Source organism: Amycolatopsis orientalis DSM 43388 (genome assembly GCF_000411975.1).
GTDB classification, from domain to species: Bacteria; Actinomycetota; Actinomycetes; order Mycobacteriales; family Pseudonocardiaceae; genus Amycolatopsis; species Amycolatopsis orientalis_D.
This window is the reverse complement of record NZ_ASXG01000126.1, coordinates 217,055-231,735: the sequence shown is the minus strand read 5'-3', so window position 1 is coordinate 231,735 and position 14,681 is coordinate 217,055. Positions and strand designations below refer to the sequence as shown.

Genomic DNA, 14,681 nt, shown 5'->3' with positions numbered 1-14,681 from the left:
GCCTGACTGCGCCGATGGTACTGCAACCGAAGGGTTGTGGGAGAGTAGGACACCGCCGAACTTACTTTAGGTCTGGGCCCCGGTCCGAGAACCCTTCCTGGTTCTCCCGGGGCCCAGACTCATGTTCGCGTCCGCTCGAGCCCCGCGCGGGACCGCTCAGGTCCGCCCGCGCGAGGTTGCTCCGAACGGGCCCGTAGGATAGTCAATCGGCCCTCGTACGGAGGGTCGTCTTCAGAATTCCAGAGTTGTCTATGGCAGGAGGCCAGGTGTCCGAGTTCGGTCGACGAGACTCAGCGGATGAGGGGTCCGGTCGGTCGGCTCGCCGCGACCAGGACTCCCGCGGCGGACGGTCCGACGCGCCCCGGGGAGACCGGCGCGGCGCGCGGCAGGACCGCGGCGGGCGGGACAGCCACCAGGGCCGGCCCCGGCGGGACGACCGCGGCGCACGCGGGTCCGGCGGGTTCGCCGGCCGCCCCGGCCGCGGCGACGGCCCCCGGGAAAACCGCGGTTACGCCGGGAAACGCGACGACGACCGCGACTTCCGCCCCCGCGGCAAGCGCGACTTCGACCGTCCGCAGGGCAAGTCCTACGGCGAGCGTTCCGGCGGACCAGGCGGGAAGTCCTACGGCGACCGTTCGGAAGGCCGCTCTTACGGCGATCGTTCCGGCAAGCCGTCTTACGGGGACCGTTCCGGGCGTCCGGGCGGCACATCGTACGGAGACCGTTCGGGGCGGCCGGAAGGCAAATCCTCCTACGGCGACCGCGGCGGACGGCCGCAGGGCAAGTCCTCCTACGGAGACCGGTCCGGCGGGCGCTGGAACGACAGCGACGACCGGCGCGGTTCGGGCGGCTATCGCGGCAAGGACTCCCAAAGCGGCGGTTTCCGCGACGATCGGCGCGGGTCCGGCGGATTCCGCGACAACGACCGCCGCGGCGGTTACGGCGACCGCGACAACCGCGATTCGCGCGGCGGCTACCGCGACGACCGGGGCGGAAAGCCCGGCGGGCACCGGGACGACCGCGGCCCGCGCGACGGCGGATTCCGTGGCGGGAACCGGGGTTCCGGCGGATTCCGGGACGACCGGTCCGGCGGGAACCGGCGCGACGACCGCGGGTTCCGCAACGATCGCGACGAGCGTCGGGACAACCGCTCCGGCGGGTTCCGCAACGATCGCCGGGACGAGGGCGGCTACCGCGGAGATCGGCGGGACGACCGTTCGGGCGGGTACCGCGACAACCGGCGGGATGACCGGCCGGGCGGGTACCGCAACGACCGTCGGGACGAAGGCGGCGATCGCGGCAACCGGTCGGGTGGCTTCCGCAATGAGCGGCGCGACGAGGGCGGTTACCGCGGAGACCGGCGGGACGACCGTTCGGGCGGGTACCGCAATGACCGGCGCGACGAAGGTGGTTACCGCGGGGATCGTCGGGACGACCGGTCCGGCGGGTACCGCAATGACCGGCGCGACGAAGGTGGTTACCGCGGAGACCGGCGGGACGACCGGTCCGGTGGGTATCGGAACGAGCGTCGGGACGAAGGCGGCTATCGGGGCGATCGCTCCGGCGGGTTCCGGCGCGACGACCGGTCTGGCGGCAAGCGGCCTGGCGGCGACCGTCGGGACGAGCGGTCCGGCGGGTTCCGGAAGGACCGTCCGGACGAGGGGTTCCGGGGGCAGCGGGACGAGGTCGAGGAGACCTCGTCGGCTGTGGTCGAGGAATCCGCGGTCGACGAGGTCGCCGCTGGCTCGGGTGCCGTGGACGTCGAGTCGGGCGCTGGGGCGCGGGACGAGGCCGTTGAGGGCCGGGAACAGCCCGAAGCGGGCGGCTCGCAGGACCGCGGCGAGCGGGAAGACCGCCCCAGCCGCGGAGACCGTGATAGCCGGGAAAGCCGTGGCGGCCGGGACAACCGGGACAACCGTCGCGACCGCAGGGACGACCGTCCTCGCGGCAAGCGGCCGGTGACCCCCGAAGAACAGGACGCCGCCCTCGCCCGCGAGCTGCTCGAAGCGCCCGAACTGCCGGAAGACATCGAGTTCTCCGACCTCGACGAGGAAGTCCGCCGGGAACTGCGGACCCTGCCGAAGGGGCTCGCGGAGACCGTCGGAAAGCATCTGGTCGCGGCCGGCGGGCTGGTCGACAGCGATCCGGAGGCCGCCCTCGAGCACGCTCGGTACGCGAAGACCAAGGCGTCGCGGGTGCCGATCGTTCGCGAAGGGCTCGGGCTCGTCGCGTACCACGCGGGCAACTGGCAGGAAGCGCTGTCCGAACTGCGGGCCGTCCGGCGGATGACGCGCAGCGACGAGCACATCGCGATCATCGCGGACGCGGAGCGCGCGCTCGGCCGTCCGGAGCGCGCCCTGGACCTCGCCAAGGAGACCGACAAGGAGCGGCTGACCAAGTCGACCCAGGTCGAGCTGGCGATCGTCGCGGCCGGTGCGCGGCGCGATCTCGGGCAGCTGGACGCGGCGGTCGTGTCCCTGCAGGGGCCGGACCTCCAGGCGGGCAAGCGCGACCCGTGGAGCGCGCGCCTGTTCTACGCCTACGCCGACAACCTCGAGGCTGCCGGGCGCAAGGAAGAGGCCGTGCAGTGGTTCCTCAACGCCGCGGAGGCCGACGCCGAGGACGAGACCGACGCAGCCGAGCGGGCCGCGGATCTGGCGAACGAGGCGAACGGGTCCGCCGAGCAGAACGATGACTGACGTGGCCTACGACGCGTTGCTCTTCGATCTCGACGGCACCGTCTACCACGGGCCGCAGGTGATCGAGGGCGCCGCGGAAACCGTGGCCGCCGTGCGCGAGCAGGGCACGGCGGTCCGGTTCGTGACCAACAACGCGTCCAAGGCTCCGTCAGCGGTCGCGGAGCACCTCCGGGACCTCGGGATCTCCGCGGACACCGAAGAGGTGCACACGAGCGCTCAGGCGGCCGCCGCGCTCCTGCGGGACCGGCTGCCCGCCGGCGCGAAGGTGCTCATCGTCGGCACCGCCTCGCTCGGCGACCAGGTCACCGCGGCGGGACTGGAGCCGGTGCGGACCGCGGGCGACGACGTTTCCGCGGTGGTGCAAGGACATTCGCCGGAAACCGGATGGGCGGACCTCGCCGAGGCGAGCATCGTGATCCGGGCGGGCGGGCTGTGGGTCGCCACGAACACCGACAGCACGCTGCCCACCGAGCGCGGGCTGATGCCGGGCAACGGATCCATGGTCGGGGCGCTCAAGATCGCTACCGGCGCGGAGCCGGTCGTCGCGGGGAAGCCGCAGCCGTTGTTGTTCGAGACGGCCGCGCGGTCGGCGAAAGCGAAGCGTCCGCTGGTGGTCGGGGATCGGCTCGACACCGACATCGCGGGCGCGGTCGCGGCGGGGCTCGACTCGTTGTGCGTCCTCACCGGCATCGCGACTCCGGCGACGCTGCTCACCGCGATTCCGGCGGAACGCCCCACTCATCTGGGCGCGGATCTCACCGCGCTCGCGCAGCCGGCGGACGAATTGCGCGTCGGGAAAAAGCCCGGCTGGGAGATCAGCGAGGGCGACGTGCTGACGGTCCGCGGCGAAGGGGACAAGCTCGACCTGCTGCGCGCGCTGTGCGATTCGGCGTGGCGCACCGGGGTGTCGCAGGTGCGTGCGGACGGCGACGCGGCCGCGGCGGCGGTAGCCGGGCTCGGGCTGGCCTGACTGGTAGTTTGGGGCTGTGCACCCGAACGTTCCGCGGCCGGTTCCCGGACCCCCGCCGATCCCCGGACCCGGCCCGCAGCAGACTGACCCGCGAGCGGGCATCGACGAGGCCGTCGCCGGGCTCGACGACCTCGACACGCTGCCGCCCGCCGAGCACGTGGACCGGTTCGAGGCCGTGCACACCGAGCTGACCGTGGCCCTGTCCAGCATCGACAAGGTCTGACCGGCGTGGCCAAACGGGCCCGGCTCGACGCGGAACTCGTGCGGCGCGGACTCGCCCGCTCCCGCGAACAGGCCTCCGCGCTCATCACCGGCGGCAAGGTCGCCGTGCGCGGCATGGTCGCCACGAAACCCGCCACCGGCGTGGAAAACGACGCGCCGATCGTCGTGAAGGACGAGGACGACCCGGGCTGGGCGTCGCGCGGAGCGCACAAACTCCTTGGCGCGCTTGAGCGTTTCGGTCCGGAAGGGCTGACCGTCGAAGGCCGCCGCTGCCTCGACGCGGGCGCGTCCACCGGCGGGTTCACCGACGTGCTGCTGCGCCACGGCGCGGACAAGGTCGTCGCCGCCGACGTCGGGCGCGGGCTGCTCGACTGGAAGCTGCAGACCGACGACCGCGTCGTGGTCCTCGACCGCACGAACGTCCGCAACCTCACGCCGGACGTCCTCGGCGGCCAGGTCGACCTCGTCGTCGGCGACCTCTCGTTCATCTCGCTCAAGCTCGTGCTGCCCGCGCTCGCGGAATGCGCCCGCGACGGCGCGGATCTCGTGCCGATGGTCAAACCCCAGTTCGAGGTCGGCAAGGACCGGCTCGGCAGCGGCGGCGTGGTGCGCGATCCGGAATTGCGCGTCGAATCCGTGCTCGGCGTGCTCGCCGAAGCCGCGAAACTCGGCCTGTCGCTGCGCGGAGTCGTCGCGAGCCCCTTGCCCGGTCCGTCCGGGAACGTCGAATACTTCGTGTGGCTCCGCAAAACGGGGCCGGAAGACGCGGACGGAGAAGCCGCCGCGGAAGCCGAACCGCTCGTGCGCGCCGCAGTCCAGGAAGGACCCCAGTGACCGCCGAACGTGAAGTGCTCCTCGTGGTGCACCCCGACCGGGACACCACCCGGGAGGCCGCCCGCGAGGTGTCCCAGCGGTTCGCGAAGGCCGGGATCCGGCTGCGCGTGCTCGACGAGGACGTCCTCCAGCTGATCGACCCGGACGGCTGCATGGCCATGCCGTGCACCGTGGTCGCGCCCGAACACAATCCGGCCGAGGGAGCCGAGCTCGTGTTCGTGCTCGGCGGCGACGGAACCCTGCTGCGCGCGGCGGAACTCGCCCGTCCGGCGGGGGTGCCGGTGCTCGGCGTGAACCTCGGCCGGGTCGGCTTCCTCGCCGAGGCGGATTCGGACGCGCTCGCCGACGCCGTGCAGCGCGTGGTCGACCGCGAGTACCACGTCGAAGACCGGATGACCGTCGACGTCACGGTCACCGCGGACGGCGCGGAGATCTACCGGACCTGGGCGCTCAACGAGGCCAGCGTCGAGAAGTTCAGCCGCGAGCGGGTGCTCGACGCGCTGATCGAGGTCGACGGCCGTCCGGTGTCGTCCTTCGGCTGCGACGGCGTGCTGTGCGCGACGCCGACCGGCTCCACCGCGTACGCCTTCTCCGCGGGCGGGCCGGTGCTGTGGCCGGACGTCGAGGCGCTGCTCGTGGTGCCGAGCAACGCGCACGCGATGTTCTCCCGGCCGCTGGTCGTCTCGCCCGAGTCGGTGATCACCGTCGGCATCGACCCGACCGGCCCGAAAGCGGCGCTGACCTGCGACGGGCTGCGGTCGTTCGACCTGCCGCCGGGCGCGCTGGTGCGCGTGGTGTGCGGCGAGCAGCCGGTGCGGCTGGTGCGGTTGTGGGACGGCGTGTTCACCGACCGGCTGGTGTACAAGTTCGGCCTGCCGGTGCGCAGCTGGCGCGACCGGCGCCCGGGAGACCGCTGAGCGCGACGCGCCCGCACAAGTGTTCGACCAGCGAAAAGAAGAGTTAGCGGACCTCGAACGCACAGAACGTCGGTGCGGGCCGCTACCGTATGCGTCGTGCTGGCCGAGATGCGCATCCAGGGCCTCGGAGTCATCGAGGAAGCCCTGCTGGAACTGCACGCGGGCTTCACCGTGGTCACCGGTGAGACGGGTGCGGGCAAAACCATGGTCGTCACCGGGCTGCATCTGCTGTCGGGCGGACGGGCCGAGGCGTCGAAGGTCCGGAACGGGATGCTGAAGGCATTCGTCGAGGGCCGCTTCACCGTGGGCAAGGACGACGCGGCCGCCCGCATCGTCACCGACGCGGGGGCCGACGTCGACGAGGACGGCAGCGTCATCGCGCTGCGCACGGTCGCCGCCGACGGGCGCTCGCGGGCGCACCTGGGCGGCCGGTCGGTGCCGGTCGGGGTGCTGTCCGAGCTGTCCGAGCAGGTGATCGCCGTGCACGGGCAGAACGACCAGCTGCGGCTGCTGCGCCCGGCCGAGCAGCGCGCGGTGATCGACCGGTTCGCCGGCGACGCGGTGGGCAGGCCGCTCGCGGAGTACCGCCGGGTCCGCGAGGAATGGCTGGCCGTGCTCACCGAGCTGAGCGAGCGGTCCAACCGCTCCCGCGAGATGGCGCAGCAGGCGGACCTGCTGAAACACGGGCTGAACGAGATCGACGCGGTCGCGCCCGAACCGGGCGAGGACGTCGAGCTCACCGAGCAGATCAAACGGCTCGCCGCGGTCGACGAACTGCGCGCGATGGCCACCGAGGCGCACGCGGCGGTGTCCGGCGCGCAGGACGGCGATCCGGACGCCCCGGGCGCGCTCGGCCTGGTCGGCGAGGCGGTGCGGCGGCTGGTTTCGGCGGAGGACTCCGTGCTGCGCGACCTCGTGCCGCGGCTGGAGGAAGCCTCCACGCTGCTCAGCGACGTCGGTGCGGAGCTGGGCAGCTACGTCGAAAACCTGGACGCCGACCCCGCGCTGCTGGAGAAGGTGCTCGCGCGCCAGGCCGATCTCAAGCGGCTCACCCGCAAATACGCCGCCGATGTCGACGGGGTGCTGGCGTGGGCCGAGGACGCGCGCCGCCGGCTCGAATCGATGGACACCTCCGAAGAAGCTTTGGCAGCGCTGGCGTTGCGCCGTGACGAGCTGGCCGTGCAGCTGGTCGCGCACGCCACCGAGGTTTCCGCCGCGCGCGGCAAGGCGGCCGCGGAGCTGGCCACGGCGATCACCAAGGAACTGTCCGGGCTCGCGATGGGCCAGGCGGAGCTGGAGATCACCGTCGAGCAGCGCCCGGCCGAGCACGGCGACCGGCAGGCGCTCGCGATCGACGGACACGCGGTGCACGCGGGCCCGGACGGCGTCGACGAGGTGGAATTGCTGCTGCGGGCGCACAACGGCGCGCCGCCGCTGCCGGTGCACAAGGCCGCCTCGGGCGGCGAGCTGTCGCGCGTGATGCTGGCGATCGAGGTCGTGCTGGCGCACGCGGACACCGTGCAGACACTGGTGTTCGACGAGGTCGACGCCGGGGTCGGCGGCCGGGCCGCGGTGGAGATCGGCCGGCGGCTGGCGCGGCTCGCGCGCACGCACCAGGTTCTGGTGGTGACGCACCTGCCGCAGGTCGCCGCGTTCGCCGACCAGCATCTGGTGGTGGACAAGGGAACCAGCGGCGGCGTCACGCGCAGCGGCGTGAAGACGCTCGGCCAGGACGAACGGGTGCGCGAGCTGGCGCGGATGCTCGCCGGCATGGACGGCACCGAAACCGGCCGCGCGCACGCCGAAGAACTGCTTGCCACCGCGGAAAAAGACAAAGCGAAGCACACCGGTCCGAAGCGCAAGCGCGCGAAGAAGGGCTGAGGCGGATCGCATGACCTGGGCCACGCTGGCCGACGTCGAAGCCGAACTCGCCCGCGCGCGGCGGGAGGACGATCTCGACCGTTTCCTCGAACTCCTCGGCGACGAGGAGCTGTTCGTGCCGATCCACCGGGACGAGGCGCAGCGGCTCGCGCAGGAGCGGACCTGGTCGCCGGCGAAAGTCTGCTGCGCGCACGGCGGCGAGTCCTCGCTGCAGGTGTTCACCCGCGGCGCGCTGCCGGATTTCGGCGCGGACGTGGTGTTCCTCAGCGGCGATCTCGACTGGGCCACGCACGGTCTCGGCCAAGAGGAACAGGTCGTGTTCAACCGCGGCACGCTCGGCGAATGGCGGGTGAGCGCGGCGGCCGTGCTGCCCTGGGTGGACGCGAATCCGCACCGGGTCACCGCGGTCGAGCAGCAGGTCGAGCGGCTTTACACGGCGCGGTACGGAATTCTCGACGGTCCGGTCGCGCACGCGCTCGCGTGCGGCGCGCACCAGGCGGTGCTGTCGGCCGAACCGTGGAACGTCCTCGACGCGCGCTACCACGACTACGTCGCCGAAGTCCGGGGCCTGCGCGACTGGTGGGGCGTCGCGGACGCGGCGGGCTGGCGGGCCGCGATGGACCGGCTGCTCGGCGATTCCTACCAGCTCACCACCGGAAACCTCGTGCTCGTGCTGCGCGCCCGCAGCGGCCTGGCGCTGGACGTCTACGGCTGGGTCGAGCTGGTCCGGCAGTGGTGCGCGGACAACGACGCCGACGACCAGGCCGGGCCGCTCGTCGACGCGGTGCGCCGGATCGTCCGGTACGAACAGCGGTTCCGCGCCGACGGCCTGCTCGCGCCGGACGGCGTGGTGGACAGCATCATCGGCTGGGACGTCGGCCGCGCGGTCGAACTGGCGCGCTGGGGGCTGGCGGTCGGCTACTGCGACGCGCTCACCGCGGAGCTGATGGTGCTGGAGGCCGGCGCGATCGCCCGGCGCTACCACGATTCGTGGGCGGAACTGTCCACCGGATACGTGCTCGGCCGGCTGCTCGCGCTCGACCGCGAGGAATTCGGCCCGGAGTACGTCTCGGCCGCGCGGGTGCGCCACCGGCTGCTGACCGATCCCGCGAGTCCCTGGTCCAACCTCGATTTCGAGGCGGGCGGACCGCACAGTTAACCCCGGCGCGCCCGCCTCCGCGACATGGCTCACCACAACGAGTCATGTCCGCTTCGGCGCGTCGGCTCCGCACGCACGCACAAATTTGTCACCATCAGCCACATGAAGCTCACTGGTCTTCTCGCGCGGAACCAAGAAGCCCTCCCCGGCGTCATCGGTGTCGCGCGGGTCGACCGGCGCACGCGGGAGCTGCTGCGCCGGGTCAGCGCCGGCGACATCGTCGTGCTGGACCAGCTCGACCTCGACCGGGCCACGGCCGACGCGCTCGTCGCCGCCGAGGTCGCCGCGGTGGTCAACGCGTCGCCGTCGATCTCCGGCCGGTTCCCCAACCTGGGCCCGGAAATCCTGGTGGCGGCGGGCATCCCGCTGGTCGACTCGGTCGGCGGGGACCTGCTGCGCAGCGTCAAGGACGGCACGAAGCTGCGCGTGCACGAGGGCGCGGTGTACCTGGGGGAGCGGCAGCTGGCGACCGGGGTCGAGCAGACCGCGGAAAGCGTCGCCGACCAGATGATCGAGGCCAAGGCCGGGATGTCGACCCAGCTGGAAGCCTTCTCCGCCAACACGATCGAGTTCCTCCGCCGGGAGCGGACGCTGATCCTCGACGGCGTCGGCGTGCCGGAGCTGAAGGTCCCGGTGCGAGACCGGCACGTGCTGGTCGTCGCCGCCGGGAACGGGCACGCCGAGGACCTCAAGAAGCTCAAGAAGTACATCGGCGAGCACCGGCCGGTGCTGATCGGCGTCGACGCCGGCGCGGACACCCTGCGCGCGCAGGGCTACCAGCCGGACGTCATGGTCGGCGACCCGACCGGGATCGGCACCGCGACGCTGCGCAGCGGCGGCGAGGTCGTCGTCCCCGCGCAGCCGGACGGGCACGCGCCGGGCGTCGAGCGGATCCAGGACCTGGGCATCGGCGCGGTCACCTTCCCCGCGTCCGGCAACGCCGAGGACCTCGCCCTGCTGCTGGCCGACGCGCACGGCGCGAGCCTGGTGGTCACCGTCGGGTTCCAGGCCACGCTGCGGGAATTCCTCGACCACGGCCGGTCCGGGTCGAACCCGTCCACGTTCCTCACGCGGCTCAAGCTCGGCACGAAGCTGGTCGACGGCAAGGCCGTCGCGACGCTGCACCGCGCCCGGGTGTCGCTCGGCGCGGTCGCGCTGCTCGTCCTCGCCGCCATCGTCGTCGTCATCGCCGCGCTGCTGGTGTCCGACGTCGGCTCCGTCTACCTCGAGTGGATCCAGCACGCCTGGTCCACGTTCGTCGCCTGGGTGAAGGGTCTCTTCACGTGATTTCCCTGCGGTACCACATCGTTTCCATCACCGCGTGCTTCCTGGCGCTGGCCGTCGGCGTGGTGCTGGGCTCGACCGCGCTCAACGGTTCGCTGCTCTCCGGGCTCGCGGACCAGAAGAAAGACCTCGGCACTCAGGTGTCCGACCTCGAGGCGCAGCGCAACGCGCTCAACGCGCGGCTGTCCGACGCGGACGCCTTCGCCGGGACCATGGGCCCGAAGGTCGTCGCGGGCGCGCTGGACAAGCGCAGCGTCGTCATCGTCACCACGCAGGACGCGCGCCCGGCCGACCGCGACGCGCTCAAGAAGCTCGTCGGCCAGTCCGGCGCCTCGGTGACCGGCGAACTCCAGCTCACCAACGCGTTCACCGACCCGGCGAAGGCCGACCAGCTGCGCGACGTCGTCACGCGGCTGCAGCCGGCCGGGGCGAAGTTCCCGACCGCGGGCGACTCCGGCACGCTCGCCGGCGCGCTGCTCGGTTCGGTGCTGCTGCTGGACAAGGCGAGCGCGAAACCGCAGTCGAGCGGCGACGAACTCGCCGCCGCCCTCGGCGGGCTGACCGACGGCGGTTTCGTGAAGCCGAGCCAGGGCGTGCAGCCCGCGCAGCTCGCGATCGTGCTGACCGGAGCCCAGCAGACCGGCGACGGCGCGGGCGACCGGGCCGCGACGATCGCGCGGTTCGCCGCACAGCTCGACCGTTCCGGCGCGGGCACCGTGCTCGCCGGCGACCCGGGTTCGGCGGAAGGTACCGGCCCGATCGGCGTGGTGCGCGCGGACACCTCCGCGACCTCGATTCTGTCCACTGTGGACAACGCGGATTCGGCGGCCGGCCGCGTGGCGACGATTCTGGCGCTGCAGGAGCAGCTGAACGGCGGCTCGGGCCGGTACGGGATCGCGGGGAACGCGCAGGCGATCGCGCCCGGGGTGACTGCGCCGGGGAACTGAGCGGGCGTCTTCCCGCACGACCAAGGCGGCGGTGTCGGGTTTCCTTCGTGGGTGAGGAAATCCGGTGCCGTCGCCGTCTTGTGCCGGCGGCGAGTGGTGTGGTGTTGCGGGGCGGCTGGACGGCGGTTCGAGTCGGGCGGTGTCGGGTTTCCTTCGTGAGTGAGGAATTCGGTGCCGCAGCAGACTTGTGCGGGCGGCAGGGGGTCTGGCGTCGCGAGGAGCGAGCGAACGGTGACTCGGGCGGCGCCGGATTCCCTTCGTGCGCGAGGAAACCCGGCACCGCCGCTGATTTGGGTTAGGCCAAAGCGGATTCGGCGGCGGCACCGGGCCCTTCGGGGCGGGCTCCCGGTGCCGCCGCCGCTATGCGAGCGCCTGCCGCGGGGTCAGCAGGCGCCGTTGTCTGCCCAGACCGTCGCGGTGCCGGGCGTTTCGCCTTGTGTCCACCACTTGGCGGACCAGCGGTGGCCGTTGTAGGACACCACCGCGCCGGCAATGTAGGACTGGGAGCTGTTCCACGCCGCCGGGCACGCGGTGGTGGGACCGCCGCCGCCGGAGCAGGCTCCGTTGTCCGACCAGACGTCCGAGGTGCCGGGCTGCTCGCCCTGCGTCCACCACTTCGCCGTCCAGGTGTGGTTGTTGTACGACACGACCGCGCCGCCGGTGTACACCTTGCCGGAATCCCAGGCCGGGGCCGAGCACTGGCCGCCCGGGGGAGTCGTGGGAGTGGTCGGCGTAGTGGGCGTGGTCGGGGTCGTGGGCGTGGTGGGCGTCGTCGGGGTGGTCGGCGGGGGGCCGGAGCAGCCCTCCGTCGGCGCGGCTAGCCCGTCCACCACCGCGTGGAACAGCGTCGAGTCGGGGTCGAGGTCGTAGAGCGAGAACATCATCGCGCCGCGGAGGCCGTTGCAATGGATGTAATCGGTGCGCGCCTTGATCGACTGTTTCGACGAACCGCCGTAGAAGCTCGTCCCGTCGTAGAACCACGCGGATTGCGTGGTCGGGTCCCAGAACGTGTCCGCCGGGTTGTCGACCACGCCGGTGAGTTCCTTGTACATCGCGACCCCGGGCACGTTGCCGCTCAGCGGATGCGGCGCGGACGGGCCGGTGGCCGTCTGGTACAGCCCGTGGTTCGAGCCGGCGGGCACGCCGGTCCAGCCTCGGTAGTAGAACGGGATGCCCAAGGTCAGTTTCGAAGCCGGGAACCCGCCGGGGATGCCGTACGCCGGATCTCCTTGCGTGTAGGCCTTCACCACCTGATCGATCGTGTACTTCTCGGTGCCCGGCGGAATGGGCGCGGACGGGTCGTTCGGCGAGGGGTAGAGCGGGTCCTGGAAGTTCGTCGGACCGGTCTTGTCCCACGCGCCGTGCATGTCGTAGGTCATCGGGTCCGCGAAGTCCATGTACTGGTGGATCTTGTCGGTCTGGATCTTCGCGATCTTGTCCTGTCCGCCGGGCAGGGCGGCCGACAGCGCGTAGTGCTTGCCCAGTGCGTCGAGTTCGCTCCGGAACTCGGCGAGCAGCGCGGTGAAGTTCTGGGTGTCGTTCGGGCTGTAGTGGTTGCCCGTGTGGCCGCCGGGGTGCGCCGGGTACTCCCAGTCGATGTCGAATCCGTCGAAGATGTTCGCGGCGGTGCCCGGGCCGCCGTAGCCGCCCGCGGCCGGGATGTTGCCCTTGACGAACATGTCGATGCAGGAGCTGACGAACTTCTTGCGCGAGGCGTCGGTGGCCGCGGCGTCGGAGAAGTACTTCGAGTAGGTCCAGCCGCCGAGCGACAGCAGCACCTTCAGGTTCGGGTGCCGCGCCTTGAGTTCCTGCAGCTGGTGGAAGTTGCCGACGATCGGCATGTTGTAGGTGTCGGCGGTGCCGTCGACGCTGATGTCCGAGCCGAACGACTTCTGGTAGTCGGCGAACTGGTCGCCCGCGCCGTCGCCCGCGTTCGGGTCGTCCTCGCCGCCCGGGTCCGGAGTTGTGGCCTTGGTCGTTTCGAAGCAGGTCAGGTTGTTCGGGTCGATGTTCTCGAAGTCGTAGAGCAGGTAGTCGATGTTGTCGGCGATCTTGTCGACGTTTTTGAGGTAGTAGGCGTTCTGGTAGATGCTCCATTGGTCGAAGTAGGCGATGCGCAGTCCTCCCGAGGAGGGGGCGGGCGTCGCGGTGGCCGGGGCGGGCCGGGCCAGGATGGCGAGACCGGCCACGACCACGGCGGCCAGGGCGGCGCAGGCCACGGCCAGCGGTCTCAAGGTCCGGTGGGGCATGAGCGTTTCTCCCTCGCACAGGCGAAGTCCGCTCGCCGCACCGGAATGCGCGGCAAGCGTCGGACATCGGGTGATCACTGCAGGAGCGGGGGCCGGCCCGCATTCGAATGTGAACCAGCGCACAGCCGGAGTCAATACTGTGGACTAGACCAATTTTCGCGCCCGGGCGATTTGTGGTGAAGTGTCCGGAAAGGCCCGACGAACGGCCTGTTCCAGGCTGGGCGCGTGGTCCGGACCACAGGTTCACCCGGACGGGTGTGGCTGACCCGACATCCGGCTCGCGCGGCATCAGCCGGGTCTCAGGAAGATCATGGGTGGCTCACAGCTGCGCACGAGAGCCTGGCACCATGAGCGCCAACGACCCCGGGAGCACGGCCGAACGATGACCACTACCGAGATCCCGCTCGTCCGCGCGGACGAGCCGGCGCCCGCCAGGCGAACGCACCTGCGCCAGCTCGATTTGTACCGGGTCGTCACGTTCGCCCTGGTGATCCTCATCCACGTGGTCGGCTCCACGACTTTGCCGCAGGACGTCGTCGCCGACGCGATCCAGACTCCGCTGCACCTGACCCGCGAGGCGTTCTTCGCGCTCACCGCGTTCGTGCTCGTGTTCCAGTACCGCGACCGGCCGCTGCAGCCCGGGAAGTTCTGGCGCAGGCGGTTCCCGCTCGTCGCGGTGCCGTACGTGGTCTGGACGGTGATCTACCGGGTCTATTCGGTGCTCACCTCGGGCCAGCCGTTCGGGTCGGCCGGCGCCCAGCTGCGCACTCTCGGGACGGACCTGCTCACCGGGAACGCCTGGTACCACATGTATTTCATGCTGGTGACGCTGCAGGTGTACCTGCTGTTCCCGCTGCTGGCCAAGATGTTCGGCCTGATCCGCCGCCGTCCGTGGACGGTGCTGGCGTGCTCCGGCGCGATCCAGGTGGGGGTCGCGATCTTCATGAGCTACCCGCCCGACGCGCTGGGCTACGTCTTCGTCAGCAAGTTCTTCGCGACGTTCGTCGTCTACCAGTTCTACTTGCTGCTCGGCGCCGCGGCGGCGGTGCACTTCGAGGCGGTGCACGCCTGGCTGCGCACGCATTCGCGCTGGGTGCTGCTGGCGATGGCGGGCGGGCTGGCCGTCGCGGAGGCCGGCTACTTCGTGAGTGTCCACTTCGGAGAGTGGCCGGAGATGGCGTCGGACGCCTTCCGCCCGTACCTGATCCCGTGGTTCGTCGCGGTGATCGCCGGGATCTACCTCGCGGGCGCGCGCTGGGCGGAGAGCAGGCAGCGCGGCGGGCGGTTCGTGTCCTGGGCGGTGAACCGCTCGTTCGCGGTGTTCCTGACCCACCCGATCGCGATCGCGCTGCTGGACCCGTTGTTCGTCTTCGTCGGCGACCGCTACGGCGCGCCGTGGACGACGCTGGTGGCCTACCCGGCGACAGTGGCGCTGACCTTCGGGATCGTCGAAGTGCTGCGGCGGCTGCCGTGGAGCAAGGCGCTGACCGGCCGCGCCCGGGTGCCGGTGCGCGCCTGA

General features: G+C 71.5%; 11 protein-coding genes. 10 read left to right on the top strand and 1 reads right to left on the bottom strand.

Annotated elements, in window-relative coordinates:
- The first annotated feature begins 266 nt into the window (after window positions 1-266).
- The 9 genes from L942_RS45550 (at window position 267) to L942_RS26420 (ending at window position 10,913) form a co-directional block, all read left to right on the top strand.
- Window positions 267-2,699, top strand: a complete 2,433-nt coding sequence (locus L942_RS45550) for a hypothetical protein (protein WP_037365451.1) — start codon at window positions 267-269, stop codon at window positions 2,697-2,699.
- A complete protein-coding gene (locus L942_RS26455) occupies window positions 2,692-3,669 on the top strand; it encodes an HAD-IIA family hydrolase (RefSeq protein ID WP_037365449.1) in 978 nt (325 codons plus the stop codon). The genes L942_RS45550 and L942_RS26455 overlap by 8 nt, the downstream gene beginning before the upstream one ends.
- Window positions 3,670-3,685: 16 nt before the next feature.
- Window positions 3,686-3,892 (top strand): hypothetical protein, encoded by a 207-nt coding sequence (locus L942_RS26450; RefSeq protein ID WP_009079580.1) that lies wholly within the window; start codon window positions 3,686-3,688, stop codon window positions 3,890-3,892.
- A 5-nt stretch (window positions 3,893-3,897) separates the two neighbouring features.
- Window positions 3,898-4,725 (top strand): TlyA family RNA methyltransferase, encoded by an 828-nt coding sequence (locus tag L942_RS26445; protein WP_037365448.1) that lies wholly within the window; start codon window positions 3,898-3,900, stop codon window positions 4,723-4,725.
- Window positions 4,722-5,642 (top strand): NAD kinase, encoded by a 921-nt coding sequence (locus tag L942_RS26440; protein ID WP_037365447.1) that lies wholly within the window; start codon window positions 4,722-4,724, stop codon window positions 5,640-5,642. Before L942_RS26445 ends, L942_RS26440 begins: the two co-directional genes overlap by 4 nt.
- 96 nt (window positions 5,643-5,738) lie before the next feature.
- On the top strand, window positions 5,739-7,523 hold the full coding sequence (gene recN, locus L942_RS26435; protein ID WP_037365446.1) for a DNA repair protein RecN: 1,785 nt from the start codon (window positions 5,739-5,741) through the stop codon (window positions 7,521-7,523).
- Between the two features lie 10 nt (window positions 7,524-7,533).
- Entirely contained in the window at window positions 7,534-8,682 is a 1,149-nt protein-coding gene (locus L942_RS26430; protein WP_037365445.1) for a DUF1266 domain-containing protein, read from the top strand.
- A 102-nt stretch (window positions 8,683-8,784) separates the two neighbouring features.
- Window positions 8,785-9,969 (top strand): putative cytokinetic ring protein SteA, encoded by a 1,185-nt coding sequence (gene steA, locus L942_RS26425; RefSeq protein WP_037365443.1) that lies wholly within the window; start codon window positions 8,785-8,787, stop codon window positions 9,967-9,969.
- A complete protein-coding gene (locus tag L942_RS26420) occupies window positions 9,966-10,913 on the top strand; it encodes a copper transporter (protein ID WP_037365441.1) in 948 nt (315 codons plus the stop codon). Before steA ends, L942_RS26420 begins: the two co-directional genes overlap by 4 nt.
- A gap of 383 nt (window positions 10,914-11,296) precedes the next feature.
- On the opposite strand, the gene L942_RS26415 is transcribed toward L942_RS26420, so the two are convergent.
- Window positions 11,297-13,162, bottom strand: a complete 1,866-nt coding sequence (locus tag L942_RS26415; protein ID WP_037365440.1) for a glycosyl hydrolase family 18 protein — start codon at window positions 13,160-13,162, stop codon at window positions 11,297-11,299.
- Between the two features lie 382 nt (window positions 13,163-13,544).
- Here L942_RS26415 and L942_RS26410 point away from each other — a divergent pair, with 382 nt between their 5' ends.
- Window positions 13,545-14,681: an acyltransferase gene (locus L942_RS26410; RefSeq protein ID WP_037365439.1), complete on the top strand. Its 1,137-nt coding sequence runs from the start codon at window positions 13,545-13,547 to the stop codon at window positions 14,679-14,681.

Coding starts and splice junctions, on each gene's coding strand:
- L942_RS26455 (WP_037365449.1), top strand. CDS start 2,692: ATGACTGACGTGGCCTACGACGCGTTGCTCTTCGATCTCGACGGCACC.
- L942_RS26430 (WP_037365445.1), top strand. CDS start 7,534: ATGACCTGGGCCACGCTGGCCGACGTCGAAGCCGAACTCGCCCGCGCG.
- steA (WP_037365443.1), top strand. CDS start 8,785: ATGAAGCTCACTGGTCTTCTCGCGCGGAACCAAGAAGCCCTCCCCGGC.
- L942_RS26415 (WP_037365440.1), bottom strand. CDS start 13,162: ATGCCCCACCGGACCTTGAGACCGCTGGCCGTGGCCTGCGCCGCCCTG.
- L942_RS26410 (WP_037365439.1), top strand. CDS start 13,545: ATGACCACTACCGAGATCCCGCTCGTCCGCGCGGACGAGCCGGCGCCC.